The organism is Viridibacillus arvi (assembly GCF_001274945.1).
GTDB classification, from domain to species: domain Bacteria; phylum Bacillota; class Bacilli; order Bacillales_A; family Planococcaceae; genus Viridibacillus; species Viridibacillus arvi.
The window spans coordinates 219606-238298 of record NZ_LILB01000001.1 but is presented as its reverse complement, the minus strand read 5'-3'; the positions used below and the strand labels follow the sequence as shown (position 1 = coordinate 238298).

At 33.4% G+C, this 18693-nt stretch carries 17 protein-coding genes; 4 read left to right on the top strand and 13 right to left on the bottom strand.

Annotated features, from left to right (window positions below):
- Positions 1 to 54 precede the first annotated feature (54 nt).
- From AMD00_RS01085 to AMD00_RS01050, 8 genes are all read right to left on the bottom strand, one after another.
- Entirely contained in the window at positions 55 to 807 is a 753-nt protein-coding gene (locus AMD00_RS01085) for an SDR family NAD(P)-dependent oxidoreductase (RefSeq protein WP_053415257.1), read from the bottom strand.
- Positions 808 to 863: 56 nt separating this feature from the next.
- On the bottom strand, positions 864 to 2528 hold the full coding sequence (locus AMD00_RS01080; RefSeq protein WP_053415256.1) for a M20/M25/M40 family metallo-hydrolase: 1665 nt from the start codon (positions 2526 to 2528) through the stop codon (positions 864 to 866).
- Between the two features lie 47 nt (positions 2529 to 2575).
- Entirely contained in the window at positions 2576 to 3298 is a 723-nt protein-coding gene (locus AMD00_RS01075; RefSeq protein WP_053415255.1) for an amino acid ABC transporter ATP-binding protein, read from the bottom strand.
- A complete protein-coding gene (locus AMD00_RS01070; protein ID WP_370588348.1) occupies positions 3273 to 3953 on the bottom strand; it encodes an amino acid ABC transporter permease in 681 nt (226 codons plus the stop codon). Before AMD00_RS01070 ends, AMD00_RS01075 begins: the two co-directional genes overlap by 26 nt.
- A gap of 63 nt (positions 3954 to 4016) precedes the next feature.
- Positions 4017 to 4838, bottom strand: coding sequence for an ABC transporter substrate-binding protein (locus tag AMD00_RS01065; RefSeq protein ID WP_053415253.1), 822 nt, complete (start codon positions 4836 to 4838; stop codon positions 4017 to 4019).
- A 130-nt stretch (positions 4839 to 4968) separates the two neighbouring features.
- On the bottom strand, positions 4969 to 6543 hold the full coding sequence (gene gcvPB, locus AMD00_RS01060; RefSeq protein WP_053415252.1) for an aminomethyl-transferring glycine dehydrogenase subunit GcvPB: 1575 nt from the start codon (positions 6541 to 6543) through the stop codon (positions 4969 to 4971).
- Between the two features lie 24 nt (positions 6544 to 6567).
- Positions 6568 to 7956, bottom strand: a complete 1389-nt coding sequence (gene gcvPA, locus AMD00_RS01055) for an aminomethyl-transferring glycine dehydrogenase subunit GcvPA (protein WP_053415251.1) — start codon at positions 7954 to 7956, stop codon at positions 6568 to 6570.
- A gap of 29 nt (positions 7957 to 7985) precedes the next feature.
- Positions 7986 to 8762 (bottom strand): SDR family NAD(P)-dependent oxidoreductase, encoded by a 777-nt coding sequence (locus AMD00_RS01050; protein ID WP_053415250.1) that lies wholly within the window; start codon positions 8760 to 8762, stop codon positions 7986 to 7988.
- A gap of 276 nt (positions 8763 to 9038) precedes the next feature.
- Between AMD00_RS01050 and AMD00_RS01045 the strand changes: the two genes are divergently transcribed.
- The 3 genes from AMD00_RS01045 (at position 9039) to AMD00_RS01035 (ending at position 12402) form a co-directional block, all read left to right on the top strand.
- Positions 9039 to 10445 (top strand): sigma-54 interaction domain-containing protein, encoded by a 1407-nt coding sequence (locus AMD00_RS01045; RefSeq protein WP_053415249.1) that lies wholly within the window; start codon positions 9039 to 9041, stop codon positions 10443 to 10445.
- A gap of 143 nt (positions 10446 to 10588) precedes the next feature.
- Complete coding sequence (locus AMD00_RS01040) at positions 10589 to 11413, top strand: dihydrodipicolinate synthase family protein (protein ID WP_053415248.1); 825 nt, start codon at positions 10589 to 10591, stop codon at positions 11411 to 11413.
- A 380-nt stretch (positions 11414 to 11793) separates the two neighbouring features.
- Positions 11794 to 12402 carry a hypothetical protein gene (locus AMD00_RS01035; RefSeq protein ID WP_053415247.1) on the top strand — a complete coding sequence of 203 codons (609 nt, stop codon included), beginning with the start codon at positions 11794 to 11796 and terminating at the stop codon, positions 12400 to 12402.
- Between the two features lie 227 nt (positions 12403 to 12629).
- Here AMD00_RS01035 and AMD00_RS01030 read toward each other — a convergent pair whose 3' ends face one another.
- The 5 genes from AMD00_RS01030 to AMD00_RS01010 all read right to left on the bottom strand — a co-directional run bounded on the left by AMD00_RS01030 (position 12630) and on the right by AMD00_RS01010 (position 17405).
- Positions 12630 to 13514, bottom strand: coding sequence for a metal ABC transporter permease (locus tag AMD00_RS01030; RefSeq protein WP_053415246.1), 885 nt, complete (start codon positions 13512 to 13514; stop codon positions 12630 to 12632).
- Positions 13511 to 14401, bottom strand: a complete 891-nt coding sequence (locus AMD00_RS01025; RefSeq protein WP_053415245.1) for a metal ABC transporter permease — start codon at positions 14399 to 14401, stop codon at positions 13511 to 13513. The genes AMD00_RS01030 and AMD00_RS01025 overlap by 4 nt, the downstream gene beginning before the upstream one ends.
- Entirely contained in the window at positions 14388 to 15161 is a 774-nt protein-coding gene (locus AMD00_RS01020) for a metal ABC transporter ATP-binding protein (RefSeq protein ID WP_053415244.1), read from the bottom strand. Before AMD00_RS01020 ends, AMD00_RS01025 begins: the two co-directional genes overlap by 14 nt.
- A gap of 12 nt (positions 15162 to 15173) precedes the next feature.
- The gene (locus AMD00_RS01015; protein ID WP_053415243.1) at positions 15174 to 16082 is read right to left on the bottom strand and encodes a metal ABC transporter solute-binding protein, Zn/Mn family; all 909 of its coding nucleotides are present in this window, start codon (positions 16080 to 16082) and stop codon (positions 15174 to 15176) included.
- A 285-nt stretch (positions 16083 to 16367) separates the two neighbouring features.
- Entirely contained in the window at positions 16368 to 17405 is a 1038-nt protein-coding gene (locus AMD00_RS01010; protein WP_053415242.1) for a hypothetical protein, read from the bottom strand.
- A 305-nt stretch (positions 17406 to 17710) separates the two neighbouring features.
- On the opposite strand from AMD00_RS01010, the gene AMD00_RS01005 reads away from it, so the two are divergent.
- Positions 17711 to 18625: a PucR family transcriptional regulator gene (locus AMD00_RS01005; RefSeq protein WP_053415241.1), complete on the top strand. Its 915-nt coding sequence runs from the start codon at positions 17711 to 17713 to the stop codon at positions 18623 to 18625.
- Positions 18626 to 18693: the final 68 nt, after the last annotated feature.

Sequence of the window (18693 nt, the reverse complement as noted above, 5' to 3'; positions counted from 1 at the left end):
ATTTGATAGAGTATTTGAATTAAGCGAAAATAAAGTAAGCATAGAATAATGTTGTTAAGCTAATTCTCCTCCGTCGACGGGGATATTCTGACCTGTAATATATACCCCCTCATCAGAAGCAAGGAACGCATAAACCCCTGCAATTTCTTCGGGAGTAGCATGTCTTTTAAGTGGAATATTTTCATTAACCTGCTCTAACATTTCAGGCGAATATTCCGCGATTTGCATAGCAGTTAACACATAACCGGGACATACTGTATTTACACGAATAGTTGGTGCAAGTTCTAAAGCCATTGTTTTTGCTAAAAGGTTTACACCAGCTTTTGATGCATTATAATCGGCGTAATATGGATGACCTGTTAATCCATTTGTAGAGGCTGTCATTAAAATAACCCCGCTACCTTGGATCAACATTCGTTTAGCTGCTTCTTGTGCTGTGTAAAAAATACCATCTAAATTGATACCCATTACTTTTTTCCATTGTTCTGGAGTGATATCAATAAATTTATTTCTAATACTAATTCCTGCATTTGATATTAAGATATCGACCCCACCCATTACCTCATCAACTTCTTTAAAAGCATCTTTTACTTCATCAGAATTACTAACATCAACCAATATCCCGTATTTAATTTCTGAATGTTCTTCTAAAGTTTTCTTTAATTGTTCTTCATTGTTATCAAATACGGCTACTATTGATCCTTCTGCAGCTAATCGAAGCGATGTGGCTAGACCAATACCACTAGCTCCTCCTGTCACTACAACACGTCTATTTTGGAGACTATCTGAATATCTTCCGAATCCCATGAAACTTCACACCCTCTGTACAATTTTTAAATAAAACGATTAATTATATACGCTTTCTACTTAGCTTCTTCCATTCCTAATAACTTTCTAATGACTTGATTTGTTAGATTCGGAACTACTTCCATCGTGTAAACTAGTTCCGTACGCTCATATCGATTATGTGCGTCGTATCCATATGGACCAATGTTGATTGTAGGAACATTTATTTCACGGATGGCATCATAGTTTACATAATGCTTTGTGCCCCAACTTGGATTATTTTCAATAACCGCTTTTATATCCTCTTCCCCATCACTTAATGCAACACAGCTCATATCACATACATAGGGGAAATAGTTGCGTGTTACGATTGGTTTTGAATAATGAGGTTGCACAATTTCAATTGCATAGTCCAATGCCTCTATCAAATTTTGCTCTTTCTCGTTTTTCCCACTCAAATCGACACGAGGTGAGTAGAGTGAAGAGTAAAATAGAATAATTGCTGGGCTTTTATCCTTCATCCAATTCCATTCTTCTTCAACAACTCGAGCAGAAAACATCCGAACATCAAGTGTTTCATCTAATAATAGATTTTCTTTAAATTGTTTCATATGGTCTAAGTATTTATCTCCATGAAGTTCAACCAGCTTTTTTTGCATATCTTCATAAACAATTACTCTAGTCTTCCAAGGTAATTCTGAATATGGTTGCCCACTTATTTCGCAATATTTTCGATGTCTTTCCTTCATTGTATTAATTCCGTTATCAAAGGCAATTTTCGCTTGTTCTTTCAACAATGAAAGTACTTCTTTCGGCGACCATGATTGGATAAAAAAATTATAGTAAACGTATGCTGATAAAGCTGTTTGAATAGTATAAGTTGGCTTAAAATCAGTTTGTTTCAACGAAACTGGTGGCATAGGGGTTTCACCTAATGATTGATCACATAAATCGGGATTATAACTAATCTGTCTCGTTAACTCCGCTGCAATATAATTTGGATCTAATCCTTCAAAACTAGATCCAGCATGTGTTTCAGCACCAGTGATAAAAAAAGAAGGTAATAACTTACCAACTGTTCCTTTATAAATATATCGATTAGGGTCACCTTCGTAGCGAGGGGCAACGAAATCTGAATTGATTAATGCTTGATAATCAAAAAGATGTTCTTCCTTTAATCGTTTTAAATCCTTTAAACCAGATAAAACACCATGTGAACTATCTTCTTCGTCACATTCTGCGAAGAATACTAGATTACCAATAAGCTCTTCAGGATGTTCTGAATAGTACTTTAATAAGTAGAAATGACTTGCAACGCCACTCTTCATATCCAAAACACCACGTCCAAAATGCCATTCGTCTGATTGTAAATGTTCTTTCACTAAATCAGGAAGCTTCTCATTTGCAAGCGCTTTCTTTAACTCACTTGGTGAACACGCTTTATCTTTCAAATGACTAAAATCATCAATTCCTACAGTATCGGTATGACCCATTAAAATAACCGTCTTATTCGATTTTTCCTTTGTACCTTTGACAAAAGCAAAGACATTGTAGCGTTCGACTTTATCGTCTTCTGTACGTGACATGAATACATGGGTAGGGTTACTTTTGAAATAACTTTGTGAGAAGATTAAATCATATAATCTATTAGCAACTTCAATCTCTCCCGTAGTATTTACGATACTTTCCACGCCAACTAATTCATCAGTTACTTTTAAGACATCATCATAACAAGTCAACATTTAAATGCACTCCTCTAAAATTAATTCTAAGCACTTATTAATCGCCTTTATAAAACTTGCTGTAAAAAACGGATTGTTTTTTCTTCTTTTGGATTTTTAAAAAATTCAGACGGCGGTCCTTCTTCAATAATTTTGCCATCAGCCAACATGATGACACGATCAGCTACTTCCCTAGCAAATCCCATTTCATGGGTTACTATGACCATTGTCATTCCTTCCCTTGCTAAATTTTTCATCGTTTCTAAAACTTCGCCTACTAGCTCTGGGTCTAGAGCAGAAGTCGGTTCATCAAATAACATAACTTCTGGCTCCATAGCAAGAGCTCTTGCTATCGCGACTCTCTGTTTTTGACCACCTGACAGTTGATCCGGATAAAAGTTTGCTTTATCAGCTAAACCTACTTTTTGTAAAAGTTCCTTTGCCTTTCGTGTAGCTTCTTCCTTACTTTGTTTTTTCACATGAACAGGTGCTTCTATAACATTTTGTAAAATCGATAAATGAGGGAACAAATTAAAATGTTGAAATACCATTCCCATATTTTCACGAACTTTATTTAGATTCTCTTTTCCAGCATCGATTAATTTTCCGTTAATCTCTATTTGACCACCATTATTAATTTCAAGAAAATTCAGACATCTTAGTAAAGTACTTTTCCCTGAACCACTTGCACCAATTAATACGACAACTTCTGACTTCTGTATTTCTAAAGAAATATCTTTTAGTACTTCTAAATCACCAAATGATTTACGCAAATTTTTCAGTTTTATCATTTTTCTTCTCTCTCCCTCCAACATCTAATTTTTTCTCCAGCTTATTGAAAAGAAGTGTGAAGATAAGAACTAAGATTAAATAATAAATGCCGACTACAAAATAGGTTTCAAATGGCATATAGTTAGCCGCTTGAGCAGATAATGCATGATTAAATAGTTCGGAAACTGCAATATAAGCCACCAACGATGAATCCTTCAAACCAATGATAAATTGATTCCCTAGTGCTGGGATAGCTCTTTTAAAAGCTTGAGGGAGTATAATACGGCGCATTCCCAGCATATATGGCATACCTAATGAGCGAGCTGCCTCCACCTGTCCTCGGTCAATAGATTGGATAGAACCACGGAAAATTTCAGCTATATAAGCTCCTGAGTGTATTCCTAATGCTAAAGCTCCTGCCGTAAAATCTGATAATACAAAAACACTTGAAATACCATAATATAAAAACATTAATTGAACAATTAACGGCATTCCTCGAATTAAGAAGATATATATATCTGCTATTTTTCCTAGTATTTTAATATTTGAGACTTTAAAGAAAGCGAATACTAAACCAATTATAGTAGCAATTATTAATGATACGAAGGTAAGTTCTACTGTTATTAATGTCGCTTTTAAAAATTCAATTCCATGTGTTTGAAATATAGAAGCAATATTGGTTAAGAAGTTCAATAACAATTTCCTCCTTTCTAAATCTTGTACTATTAATTTAAAACTCTATTTTTTTTCAAGAAGATTTACTCCAAACCACTTAGTGCTGATTTTTTCATATGTTCCGTCTTCAACCATAGATGCGATTGCTTCATTAATTGCTTTTAATAACTCTGGATTTCCTTTATTTATTGCAACGGCAATTTCTTCAGTTTTGATAACATCATCGATTGGTTTAATTTTCAATCCTGATTCTTTAATTGCAGAAACACCTACAATTCTGTCCGTAATTACTGCACCTACACGACCTGGAGGCAAATCTTGCAATGCATATATATCACTTGGAAAGCTCTTAATTTTAGTTGTATATTTTTTTGCATCATCTGTATAAGTACTCGCTTGCATTACACCAATCGTTTTATCCTTTAAATCCTCTTTAGCCTTTATTTCATTATTTCCTTCTGCTACAAATACTTGTGCTCCAGAAGTGTAGTATGGATCTGAGAAATCTACTTGTTTAGAGCGGTCTTCGGTAGCTGTCATACTGCCAATAATCGCATCATATTTTTTCCCTTTTAACCCTTGTATAATCGTTTCCCATGGGTTTGTTACTGGATTAGCCTCTAATCCAATTCGTTTTGCAATCTCGGTCCCAATTTCAACATCAAACCCTACTAATTTTTCATTTTCTTTATAGTTTAGAGGTTTTAATAGACCGCTCATTGCAAAAGTCAATTTCCCCTCATTTACAAGATCCATTTTCACTTTATTATCAGTCTTTTCGTTTCCTTTAGAATTGCTAGAAGTATTACTGTTACAAGCACTTAAAACAAAAATAACTAGTATTCCAACAAAAAGAGATAATAAAGCATTTTTATTCTTCTTCATTATTCATCCACTCCTTATTTTTATTAAAAAAACCAGCTGGACTGTACTCGAAAAACTTCAGTATTTCCACCCTCCACTCTTTTCTAGGAAACAAAGGCAATCAATTCTTATCAATTGATTGCCGCTGCTTTTACTTAATAAGTACTGGTTTTAATACTTTCTTTTGATACATCCTCCAAGTAATACACCATTTTTCGGGATTATCTAAATAATCTTCTTCAACTAGTTGATGAATTGTGCTATTGTACGGAGCATTTTTCACAATTTCAGGATTGTTATATGCTTCATCTGAAATTTGCTGAAGCGCATTAATGTATTCATCTAAATCCGTTTTTGAATAAGATTCAGTTGGTTCAAGTGTAAATGGTTGTGGAACGATATACGGGTGGTGACTAGTCCAGTAATGTAGACCGAAATCAGTCATCCTTCTTTGTACATCTTCTGTAGTAATTCCTGTTTCACTGGCCATCTGTTCCCAACTATATCGAACTTGTTCTAATCTCTGGCCTTTAACGTATGGAGCACTTGCACCACGAATTTTTTGTACTTTATGATATAAGTAATTATTATTCAATACTGCCGTTTGGGCTACTTCTCTTAAGCCATCTGGACCTAATGCCCGTATCCATGCATAAGATCTTAAGATCGTTTGGGCTACGCCATGGAATGCACGTACTTTGCCAATCGAATGTTGTAGATTATCATTTAACGAATATTTTACTCCATCATATTCTACAATTGGTCCTGGTAAATATTCTTTTAATGCTTCAGTAACCCCTAGCGCTCCTGTCGCTGGCCCCCCACACATATGAGGTGCAGCGAACGTTTTATGAAGGTTAAAGAAACACATATCAAAGCCCGCTTCTTTTGCTCTTGTTATACCTAATAACCCATTTGCATTTGCTTGATCGTAATAACAAATACCACCCGCTTCATGTACAATCTTAGTAAACTCTTTAATTTTAGAATTAAAGATTCCTGTATCTTCAGGATTTGCTACAACAAACCCAGCCGTTCTTTCAGAAACAACTCCTTTTAATTTCTCAATATCTGGGAAGCCATTTTCATCTGGATGTAATGTAATCACTTTATATCCTTTCACAACAGCTGTTGCTGCTTGTGATGGATGCGAGAAAATAGTTGTGATGATTTCATCACGCTGATCTCCTTCACCACGTGTCTCATGATATTTTCTTACGATGGAAGCCATAGCAAATAGCGCTTGTGTTCCCCCACCTGGCTGGAATGAAAAAGCGCCCATACCTGAGATTTCACGCATACACAAATCTAAATTATGAATAATTTCTAACATACCTTGTACAGTGCTCTCTTCTTGAAGCGGGTGAAGGTCCATCATCTTGGGATTTCTAATTAATAATTCATTTATTTTCGGGATATATTTCATCGTACATGTACCTTGACCGATTTCTACATTAAAGTCTGATCCCAATGTTTCTTGAGAAAGTCGTAAGTAATGGCGAAGTACACGAGCTTGACCAATTTCCGGAAGATTCGGTCTATTTTTTCTAGACATAGATGCAGGAATAGTAGATACACCGTCACCAATAGTAGATACCACTTCTTCATTTGCTAGTGGTACTTCAACACCTTTTTCTCCTTCTTGATGAAGTTCAAAAATAATAGGTTCATTCCATTTCGCTTGATGAAAATCGCGAGTAGCTTCAGTTCTTATTATTGGTTTCATTCTCAAAACTCCTTTTGTAGACGTTTATTTTGTAACAATATCTTCAAGAGCCTCTATCAAACAATCCATATCTTCTTTCGTATGCACCTCTGTCACACAAAATAGAGCACATTGTCCATACTCTGGGAACTCCTTAGAAAGATCCTTACCACCAAAAATCTTCTTTTCTAATAACATTTCATTAATTGTTTGAACCGAGATTCCCGTATCGTTAAAGTCCACAATAAATTCTTTAAAGAATGGCGAAACAATTCTTGAACCTTGTATACCCGCAATTTTATTCAATTTCTTTACTGTGTATTGACTATTTTGCATAATGGTTTGCCCTAATTCATACATCCCCTCAGGCCCAAGTAAAGATAAGTACACGCCAGCTGTAATACCCCATAATGCCGTTTGAGTACCAACCGATTCTTTTCCTTTTTCTCTTTGGGCAAAAGAAGTCCGTTCATACGCCACGTCACCAAATCCATATTCCCCTTCTTTTATTGTTGGCACGATACCAAATAAACGTGATGGGAATTCATTAATGAATGTTTCTTCATCGCGAGTAGCGATAAAACCGGCTTGGCCACCGCTGTAATTCATATGCATACCGAGTGGTTGTAAATCTCCACAAACAATATCAGCACCATAATGACTTGGTGGTGCCAATACACCTAATGAGATTGGATCCACCCCTACTACAAGTAATACATCATGTTCTTTAGCGATTACAGAAATCTCATTTCCTTGGGATTCTATAAATCCTAAATAAGATGGATTTTCAAAGTAAATCGCCGCTACTTCATTAGAAATTTTACTTTTCAAGTCATCTAAGTCCATTAAACCTGTATCAAGATCGAAAGCAATATTGCTAAATTCGAGCTCTGGAGAACCGTAGTTAGCAATAATCTTTGTTCTTTCCGGAGCAACTGTTGCAGCTATCAAAACTTTCTTTCTTCCATTAATGCGAGCTGCCATTCTAATTGAAGTTGCTGCAGCCTGCCCCCAATCGAATGTAGGTACATTCACAACATCCATATCTACAAGCTCCGCTAATAGACTTTGATATTCAAATAAAGACTGAAATCTACCATGGTCTTCATAAGGTTCTCCAGCATAAGCTGTTAGAAATTCCGACCTTTGATTGATTTCGTCACAAACCGCTGGAACAAAATGTTGCCAACATCCGGCACCTAAAAAGTTAATATAGTCGTTTGTACTAATATTTTTCTTCAAAAGACCTTCAATATGTCTTCGTAATTCGTATTCTGTTAATGCTTTTGGTATATTCATCTCTTCCTGTAGCTGAAGTTCTTCAGGGATACATGAATATAATTCCATACTGTTCTCTACCCCAATTACTTTCAGCATTTCTTCTTTAACTTTAGGTACCATATTTGGGATGTATGGGTGCACCTTTTTTGTCATAGTATTACCTCCTAATATTTTGGTTATCGTTATGCCAAGCCGCCACCATCAACGACTAATTCCGTTCCTGTTACCCAACTAGATAAATCGCTTGCTAAGAATAGCACTCCTTTAGCAATATCTTGAGGTGTTCCTAATCGTGCCAATGGACGGCCCACTGCAGAATCTTTTAAGAAAGAGCCTTCTTCGAGATTTAACTGTTGTGCCTCGCTTCTTAATAATGGTGTATCTGTATCTCCTGGACAGATACAATTGACACGGATATTCTGTGGTCCATGGTCAATGGCCATTGCTTTTGTCAAATTGACAACACCAGCCTTTGCCGCACAATATGACGCAGCTTTGTCACCACCTTTTAGTCCCCAACCAGATCCGGTATTAATAATACTTCCACCTGTTCCTTCAGCCATTATAGGAATGATGTATTTAGATAGAAGATACACACCTTTTAAGGAAACATCTATAACGGCATCCCATTCATGTTCCTCTAAATCCACTACAGTTTTTCGCTTAATAATACCTGCATTATTGAAAAGTACATCTACATTGCCGTATGTTTGCTTAATCTCTTCACTTACTGCCTGGCAATTTGCTGCACTTGTTACATCACATTTCATAAATTGAGCCTGATAACCATTCTCTAGAATTGTACTAGCAGCTTGCTCACCTTTAACTTCATCAATATCTAGTAAAATGACTTGCAATCCTACTTCAGCTAATAGTTCTGCTGTAGCATATCCAATTCCAGAGGCCGCTCCTGTTACAACAGCTACTTTGTTAGTTAACTTAAAATAATCCATTTTCATCTAAAAACCCCCTTGAACTGTTTTAATAGAAATAAAGCAAATAGTGTGCCAACTCTCGGTCGTGATGGTTCCTAGTTTTTGATCAAAATAAAATATTATTTTTGTCACAATTGACTGAAAATTGACAATTTTAACTTTATTGAACTACAATTATGACATCTAAATTATTCATATAATTAAAAATCCTAATAATAAAATAGAATGATTGATTGATATTTCTATGTCTAAACTTACTACTCACAAATAATTACACATTGAAAGTGGGAGGTTGTATGAATGTCATCTATTTCCTCAATTGCAAAGACTATTCGAACATTTGCAGAACTTTTACAAGTTGAAATTGCTTTCTTTAATTATGAAGGTGTATTAGTAGCATCCACTGAAGAATATCAAGTTCAAAAAAAGGATCGAGTCTATTTACCATTTTTTCAAAAACAAAACAAAGAAGCTGTTAGTTTTGTAAAAGACCCCGGACATATGAAAATGTGTAAAGGTTGCCACTTCCAATCGAACTGCCCTTCAAAAGCTGAAATTCTAATTAAAATCACAAAAAATGATAACCATTATGGCTTTCTTTCCTTTGTAAGTTTCACTTCAGAGGGACAAGAAAAGTTGATTGCACAACAAGATCAATTTAAATACTGGTTAACACAATTAAGCGAAATTATTTTAACGATATTGGACGGTTCCGGAGAATTTAAATATACAGGCAGAAATTCAAAGGAAAATATTAATTATATTATCGGGAACCATACTCAGCTAAAAAAACTAAAAGAACTTCTTTCTAGAATTGCTAACAGTACATCTTCAATTGTTATCACAGGAGAAACGGGTACTGGAAAAAGCCTTTTAGCAAAGTTTATTCATGAGCAAAGTATGTTAAGGAAAGGTGAATTTATTGAAATCAACTGCGCTAGCATTCCTGAAACATTATTTGAAAGTGAATTATTCGGATATGAGGAGGGCGCATTTACAGGGGCAAATAAAAAAGGCAAGCCAGGCTATTTTGAACTTGCAGATCGAGGGACATTATTTTTAGATGAAGTTGCAGATTTGCCTGTCCATTTACAACCTAAGTTACTAAAAGTTCTACAGGATGGCATGGTAAATCGAGTTGGTGGAATCAATCCAAAAAAAGTGAATATTCGTGTGATTGCTGCCACAAATCAACCCCTTGAGGAAATGATGGAAGCTAAAAAATTCCGTTCAGACTTGTATTATAGATTAAATGTTATCCCAATCCACTTACCAGCATTAAGAGAAAGAAAAGAAGATATAGAAACATTAGTCCCTATCTTGATAGATCGTCTTCAAAATCGAACAGGTAAATTCATACAGACATGCTCAGAAGGTTTTTTGAAAAGATTACAACAATACCACTGGCCAGGAAATATTCGCGAACTTGAAAATGTCATTGAGTATAGTATGAATATGGAAAGAAGTCATCAACTCACAGAATCTTCACTGCCCGACTTCTTACATCCCGTACTCCTTCAATCGCCTAAAAAACTAAAGGAACAAAATGATTTAAAGGATATGGAAAAGGATGGAATACTTCAAGCACTTAATCGTTATGGCTATGATTTTGAAGGTAAGAAGTTAGTTGCCGAGCAATTAGGCATAAGTGTACGTACACTATACAGAAAAATAGAGAAATATAATATTTCAGTTCCTGTCAGATGACTTTTCGTTAAAAATAGCCCTACTATCATGTACCTTTATATATAAAAGTCTTAAACTATCATTCATCAGTTAGGCTTTATCATCTAATCTTTGTACTTTAAATAAACTAAAAATAGTTTAATTAGAAACGAGGAATGATTTAAATGTTAAAAGAATCCTTTCATATTGCTGTACCCACAGCATTTTTAAAAAATGAATCGATAAACATACAGGGTACTATAGACCATATTAAATATTTATATAATAAGGGGATAAAATCTGTTCTTGTAGGTGGGTCTACTGGAGAGCAACATAGTTTAAATCTGAAAGAAAAGTTGGACTTACTTAACGCTGTTTCAATAGAAGAAGAACTCATAAATAACATGGAAATATTATTTGGAGTTTCTTCTATTAGACAGCTGGAGGCTATGGAGTTTGCGAAAGCGATTAGTAAGACAAAGATTGCAGGAATATTACTTGGATATCCACCTTATATTCTTCCAACTCAAGAAGAAGCATTGAGATATTCTGAAAAGATTATTGAACTAACTAACAAACCAACAATAATATATAATAATCCGAAAAGAACAGGATTTGATCTATCTATAGATAATATCATTTTCTTAAGTAAGAACGAAAAAGTAATAGGTATAAAGGAAGCTGGTCATAAAGATAAAATAATAAAATTGAATGGCCAAGTTAAAGATGACTTTTATTATTATGCCGGTGGCGAAATAGATTTAGAAGAAAAAGTACAAATGGGGTTTAATCGATTATCCTCAATTGCAGCAAATATATATCCTGATGAAATCAAAAATTGGTTTATTAAATTGTTAACTAATCAACCTTTAACTGATCAAGAAAATATAGAAATATCAAGCATTATTGAACAAATCTATACAGGTTCTGCTTTAGTAAATTTAAAAGAGGGAATAAATGAAAAAGGTATAGACATAGGTATTTGTAGAAGTCCTTTAGGTAAAATTTAAAATACTATATTTTATGTTCCTACCCTACTAATGAGGCTACTAATAAAATTTCAGAAGCCAATATCCTCAGTACGACAAGTGAGTGATATTGGCTTCTTTTTATTCTTATTTTTAAAGATGATTGTATATATTGCATGGAATACTAGTTTTTTTATTTATTACGTTTAAAAGTGCAAATTCACAGCATCTAGTTCAGCGTGTTCCACCTAATATTCAACTATACATATCTCCCATCATATATTTTCGTTATAAATATAGTAAAAAAGGAAATTATTATATACATTAACTTCGAGATAGTATATTGTATAGCTTAAAAGTAAAGCATGAAAATTATTTTTTTCATACAAATTATACATGAAGTAAAATTGGAGGATTTTAAAGTGCCTAGTATTGATAAAGTAATTGAAGTACAAGAAAGTATATCACAAGCCCATTCTGCGTTCGTTTTAATTCCTGCTGAACTATTATGGATAATAATAGGTATATATTCCTTGATGGATATAATAAAAAACAAAAAAACAATATCATCTACCGGTTTTATAATGAGAGGATTTTTCTTTTTGTTCACACTATCATTAGTGGGATTATCATCTATTAATATTATGAAAGCTGATTTTTCAATGAATGAAAAACAATGGAAAGATGATTATTTAAAGCCGTACATAACTGCATTACCTGAAAACAAAACATATGTACAAGATTTTACACAAATATTAGAAATACAAAAAAATCACAACAAAAAAATTAAATCAATCTATTTAAATAATAGCGTTAAAACGATTTGGGTTGAATTAGATATACTAGACAAAAATAATGCTTCTAAAACAATATCTGTTCAGACTACTATAAAAAAAGAACCAATTAAAGAACCTTACTTAACATATAAATTTATAAATAAAAACATCTCTAAAGAATATACGAAACATGCATATTACGAAACAATTTTACATATACCCGAAGAATATAAAGTTTTAGCTCCTGTAAAATAACAAATTTGGTTTTACTATTTTTATTTTTCTTCATAGGTAAGTATTTTTAATAAAAGTTATTCTGAGACATTTCTAAAGAAATCTATCTCTTTTGAGAAAAACGTTAGTATCATATTTCGATGATACTAACGTTTTTTTACAACTTTTGATTTAGATTTACTTTATGGAATAGCATATAGCTAGTTATACTAAGCTTAGAAAAGCTTTTAAGAAATAGGAAAACCTACTTACGATTTTATAGTAAGATTGTTCATGTTAACTAGTTTCCTTTTTTTCATTAATAAACCCTCATATGGTCTAAATAAAAAGACAAGTAAGAATATCCCTCCAGCTGTTGTTGCCATCATACCCGCTATAGATGCGTCAAGGAATTTTGCGAAGTAATAACCTCCAATAGCAGACAGCATTCCAATTAACATACTTAAGATAATCATTCTTTTTATAGATTTACTAAGTAAATACGCCGTAGAAGCTGGTACAATTAACATCGCAACAACTAATACAGCACCTACGCTGTCAAATGCCGCAACTGTAGTAAACGATACGAGCGTCATAAATGCATAATGTAGAAAAACTAGAGGTAGGCCAATACTCATTGCAAAAATAGGATCAAATGTTGACAGTTTTATTTCTTTATAAAACCCTAAAAGAAATAGAATATTTATCAATAGCACAAACAGTAACATCCAGACAGCTTTCGGCATTGTTAAGTTCATAAATGTCCACGTATTCCAAGGAACAAATGCTATTTCGCCCATTAATACATGTTCTACATCTAAATGTACATTTCCAGCAAAAAGTGTAATCAGTAATACTCCTACCGCAAATAAAGTAGTAAAAACAACTCCAATTGAAGCATCCTCTTGTAATCCATTCGATTGTAGAACTTGCACTAAATAAGCCGTTATAACCCCTGCAATTCCAGCTCCTAGCATCATCCATATACCATTTAATGACTGTGTAATAATGAAAGCCATGACGATACCAAATAATACTGTATGACTTATCGCATCTGCTATCATAGCCATTTTACGTAATATTAAAAATACACCTGTTAAACCACAAGTAATCCCAACTAATGAACCAGTTACTAAAACCCAAAATTCATTCAAGAGGCTTGCACCTCCTGTTTTAAAACCCGCTTCGCTATTTTTCGTCTTTGTTGAATTTTCACTAAAAGACCTCGTTTTGGAGCAAAAATATATGAAAAAATAAATAATGAAGATGCTGTAATGACAATGATTGGTCCAGTTGATAACCCTGTCTTTAAAGAACTAATTAAAGTTCCGCATGCTCCTGAAAAAGCACCAAACAAAGCACTCATAATTATCATCGTTACTAATTTATCCGACCATATTCTAGCTGTAGCCGCAGGAATGATCAGCATGGCAGACATTAATATAACACCTACAGCCTGGATACCTGTTACAATTGTTAAAACAGTAATTGCAGTAAGTATAAATCTAAGAAGATTTACAGGTAAGCCAATTCCTTTAGCGAATGTAGTATCAAATATAACTAATTTCCATTCTTTATAAAAAGTTAAGCAAGTCAAAATGATTATTAAAGCACTTCCTGATAACCACACTAAGTCACTTTTTGCCATAGTGGCTGCTTTACCAAATATAAAATCATTTAATCCACTTTGATTACCAGAACTACTTTGATTAACAATTGTTAGTAAAACAATACCAGCTCCAAAGAAAACTGATAATACTATTCCAATGGCAGCATCGGACTTCAACTTGGAGCGATTTATAATACCTTGAATCAAATATACTGATATAGTGGCCGTTATTATTGCACCTAGCATTAATAATGGTAAATCCTTTTGTTGAAATATTAGAAATGAAATTGCAATACCTGGTAGTGCTGCATGAGCAGCAGCATCACCAACAAGGCTTTGCTTTTGAAGAAATGCGAATGAACCGATTAATCCAGAGGCAACTCCTAATAAAGATGCACCAGCTAGAACCCACAATAAGTTACCTGATAGCATTCAATCCTCCCCTTTCAGCGAGTACCTCATTATGCTTTTCATTCATAAAGAATAGCTTTCCTCCATACGCTTGTTGTAAATTTTCTTTTGTAAAAATTTTCCTAGTTGGTCCAGAAGAAATGATTGTTTTATTCAGTAATACGGTCCAATCAAAATAATCATTTACTGTTTGTAAATCATGGTGTACAACCAGTACTGTTTTCCCTTTTGCTTTTAATTCCTTTAAAATATTAATAATTGTAAGTTCAGTTGCTGCATCAACACCTACAAATGGTTCATCCATAAAATAAATTTCAGCTTCCTGAGCAAGTGCTCGAGCTAAAAAAACGCGTTGTTGTTGCCCGCCTGATAGTTGACCAATGGAACGATTTGCAAACTCCCCCATACCTACACTTTTCAAACATTTCATAGCTTTCTCTCGATCTTTCGCTTTAGGTCTATTAAATAATCCTATATGACCATAACGTCCCATTAGAACTACATCCAATGCATTTGTTGGAAAATCCCAATCTACTGCATTTCGTTGTGGAACATAACCCACAAGATGATTTTTAGGATCTAAAGAATGTCCTAATATCTCCACGTCCCCAGTTTTATTAGGTAGCTGATTTAAAATAGCTTTTATCAATGTAGATTTTCCAGCACCATTCGGACCAATAATTCCAACTAATTTTCCAACAGGTACACTTAAATTAATATCATGTAAAACAAGATTATCTTCATATGCCACTGATAATTGGCTTACTTCAATTGCATTCAAATTTTCCGCCCCCTATTTCAATGAGTTGACAATTGTATCTACATTGTGTTTATACATGCCAATATAAGTTCCTTGTTCTGTTCCTTCTTTTCCCATAGCATCTGAATATAATTCCCCGCCAATTTTCACATTTTGTCCTTTTTCTTTAGCTCCATCAATTACTGCTTTCATCGCTTTATCAGACACGCTTGATTCAATAAATACAGCCTTAATATTGTTTCCGACTAAAAAGTCAACAACGTCTCTTACATCTTTTAAACCATATTCAGACTCCGTACTTAACCCTTGTAAACCACGTACTTCTATATTCAAACTACGCCCAAAATAATTAAAAGCATCATGTGCTGTTACCAGTACACGCTGATTTAATGGTATCTCGTCAATTCTTTGTTTTGCATAAGTCGATAGATCATCCAATTCTTTAAAGTAGATAGCTTCATTTTCACTAAACTCATTCTTATATTCTGGATATTTCTCACTTAATGTATCTGTAATTTGATGAACAGCAGTTTTCCAAATATCGATATCAAACCATACGTGAGGGTCATATAACTTTGCATCCATTTCAATTCCTAACAATTTCTCTTCTTCAATTGATTCACTTATTGCCTTAACGGTTTTATCATTTTCTTGCATCTTTTCAAAAACATCTAGCATCTTCCCTTCAAGATGAAGGCCACTATAAAAAATCACATCCGCACTTTCTAATTTACTTAAATCTCCTTGTGTAGCCTTATACAAGTGTGGATCTACTCCAGGTCCCATCAACGCCTTTACTTCTACACGATCTCCAGCAATAACAGATACAGCGTCTGCAATTTGACTAATCGTTGTTACAACAACTGGTTTATCATTTTCTTTTTTCGTTGAACATCCAACTAATATTAAGATTGCAGCAAAAAAAATAACTACCTTTTTCATTTTCTTCTCCCCTTTTTCCCTGTGTTAATTATTTTTCCCGAAGGAAACTTTTTAGGTAAAAAAATAATTCCTTTGCGAAATTTTCTTTCCTAAAGGAAACTTTATATTAGCTTATCGATTTTTTCCATTTATGTCAACTAATTATTTGAATTATTATTTAGTACACAACTCGATGTTTGATTCTTCAATTGCAAAATATACAAAATATATTAATAAAAGCCCCAAATGATTTAATTAAAAGTCATTTAGGGCTTTCTCATTATTAAAGACAATTAAGTTTTTTATCTAAAACCCAACCTCATACAACCGATTACCTTGTATATATTGAATTTTTTTAGCATTCATTTTTACTTGATGAATGTAAACAATGGTTTTTGTTCGTTTAATCAACTTAGTCTTTCTAATTTTACTATCATACATTTTCAAACCTTCTTTATCTGTATAAAAAATGCGTTGTGAAGAATAGTCAATATACTGATTGCCTTCATAAATATTAATATTAGGCAACTTAATACTTTCACCTGTATTGGTGTCTAAATAATAATACCTACCTTCTCTACCACTATAATAAATGAGAACATCATTTATCGTAACACCATAACTCCTAGCCTCAAAACCAATAGCATTATATAAGTAATCAATTGATTTGTATTGTTTTATTTTTTCTCCATTCTGTTGCATCGAATACAAACTACCTTTTTCCGTGAAATAAATGGTTCCAGATTGTATCCAGAAACTATCTACCAATCTTTTCAGAGTCTTTTTCTTTTTTGATTTCAGATCATATACATTTAAATCATATTCCTTCATGGATTGATTGTTATAAGTAACGTAAAACAGGCTAGAACCCTCGATTATATATGGAGTGACAGTATTCGATGGAATATAATCTTTTATCACACGTTTTTTATTTCCGCTAGCTGTCATTTCATATAACTTTAGAGCGTATCCTTCTGCTGGTCCATAAATACTTTCAGTTCGATAGACAGGCGTTGGGAGGTAGAGTTTAGATCCAACTTTTTGCAGTTTATATATCGAACGATCAAAATCATGAATTAGGTCACCAGATTTTGTCGATAATTTATACTGTGCTTTCATATCCTTTAATCCAAGTGATTTCTTCACCTTTTTATTAGTATTATAACGAGTAAATTTAACAACCATTTTTGCTTTTCCGTTTGGTTTTGCATAGTACATCCCTTTGGAAACATTTTCACTATCCTTTGAAATGTAATATTCATTTGTAGCTGCCAAAATTTCTACAGGTGTAAGAAACACAATGGTTGCTATAAATAATAAGAAACTAAGTATGCCCTTCTTCAAATACTCTCTCCCCTTCCTATAAACCAATATCTATTGACTTTTGCTTAAATTATTTGATCTATTAAATTACCATATTTCGCTTTTTTATAAAAGTTAAATTCGGCTTTTTTAATACACCCCTAGCCCTAATAGATATGCTTAATAATAAATAAAAATAACTATTATCTATCTTTCAAATATTTTAACTGTTCAGTTATGTTAAATAGAGTTCTGTGATTTATAATAGAAAATAGGTACTCCCTAGTATCGAATTACTTCACTAATATCATAAGCTGTAATGGCTTTAGGATAGGAGATTACATATAATGTCAACTAACTTAGCAGCTCTTTTTCCTTCTATCAATCTACTTACCGAATGTCCTGTCAATATTAAAGAAAATGTTCATATATTCCATAATGAATTCAACAATACTTGGATGACCGTCGAGAGAAAAGAATTAACAGCTCGTGACTATGCTCTGTTAACTTCACTTTTTAAAGAGATTCAACCTACATTATTTAGTAATGATTCTATCTCAGAGAAATGGATTCAATTTTTATTAAAAAGTGGTCCTTCTCCTTTAAAAGAGGATTGTGATATCCGTATTATTCAGCTGCATCTTAAAACTGACGACATCTTAAAATCCGACTTGAATCAAGCTGTTCAAGCGTATTTTAATGATGCTATGCAACTTATTTTTATTTCTACACATGAAGCCGTCCTTATTGAGCAGAAAGCTTCTTATATACATACTTTTGATGACTTCTCTTCTTTTATCGTTGCACTTGAAAGTGATTTTTTCTTAAAGGTCAAGATATATATTGGAAAATTCCATTCGACCGCTACATTATTTTCTAGTCATTTTATAAAAGAAAAAGAATGGTTTAATAAAGGTCTTGAAAGAAATCATGCTGAACAAATCTATACCATGGAAAAGACTTTCCCTATTAATCTAATTGAACAAATGTCTGACGAAATGAAACAGGTAATCCGGAAAGAAGTACTAGAGCCAATTGAATTTGATATGGAGTTACTTCAAACAGTTCAGCTCTTTTTTGAGAATGGATTTAATGCTTCAGTCACTGCTAAAAAATTGCATGTTCATAGAAATACCCTTCAATATCGTCTTACAAAGTTCCAAGATATCACCGGTATTTCTGTAAGGTATTTTGATGGGGCACTTGTTTCATATTGTGCTAGTTTGATAGCTAGTGAGGATGAAGACAAAGCGCACAATTAATACGTCAGAAAATTGTGCACATTATACATATGATGTTTCGCCTATGATTGTTAAACTTTAATATATAA

What these genes read in the sequence shown, in the direction of transcription:
- AMD00_RS01085 (WP_053415257.1), bottom strand. Translation starts at nt 807, where the DNA reads ATGGGATTCGGAAGATATTCAGATAGTCTCCAAAATAGACGTGTTGTA.
- AMD00_RS01080 (WP_053415256.1), bottom strand. Translation starts at nt 2,528, where the DNA reads ATGTTGACTTGTTATGATGATGTCTTAAAAGTAACTGATGAATTAGTT.
- AMD00_RS01075 (WP_053415255.1), bottom strand. Translation starts at nt 3,298, where the DNA reads ATGATAAAACTGAAAAATTTGCGTAAATCATTTGGTGATTTAGAAGTA.
- AMD00_RS01065 (WP_053415253.1), bottom strand. Translation starts at nt 4,838, where the DNA reads ATGAAGAAGAATAAAAATGCTTTATTATCTCTTTTTGTTGGAATACTA.
- gcvPB (WP_053415252.1), bottom strand. Translation starts at nt 6,543, where the DNA reads ATGAAACCAATAATAAGAACTGAAGCTACTCGCGATTTTCATCAAGCG.
- gcvPA (WP_053415251.1), bottom strand. Translation starts at nt 7,956, where the DNA reads ATGACAAAAAAGGTGCACCCATACATCCCAAATATGGTACCTAAAGTT.
- AMD00_RS01050 (WP_053415250.1), bottom strand. Translation starts at nt 8,762, where the DNA reads ATGAAAATGGATTATTTTAAGTTAACTAACAAAGTAGCTGTTGTAACA.
- AMD00_RS01045 (WP_053415249.1), top strand. Translation starts at nt 9,039, where the DNA reads ATGTCATCTATTTCCTCAATTGCAAAGACTATTCGAACATTTGCAGAA.
- AMD00_RS01040 (WP_053415248.1), top strand. Translation starts at nt 10,589, where the DNA reads ATGTTAAAAGAATCCTTTCATATTGCTGTACCCACAGCATTTTTAAAA.
- AMD00_RS01025 (WP_053415245.1), bottom strand. Translation starts at nt 14,401, where the DNA reads ATGCTATCAGGTAACTTATTGTGGGTTCTAGCTGGTGCATCTTTATTA.
- AMD00_RS01015 (WP_053415243.1), bottom strand. Translation starts at nt 16,082, where the DNA reads ATGAAAAAGGTAGTTATTTTTTTTGCTGCAATCTTAATATTAGTTGGA.
- AMD00_RS01005 (WP_053415241.1), top strand. Translation starts at nt 17,711, where the DNA reads ATGTCAACTAACTTAGCAGCTCTTTTTCCTTCTATCAATCTACTTACC.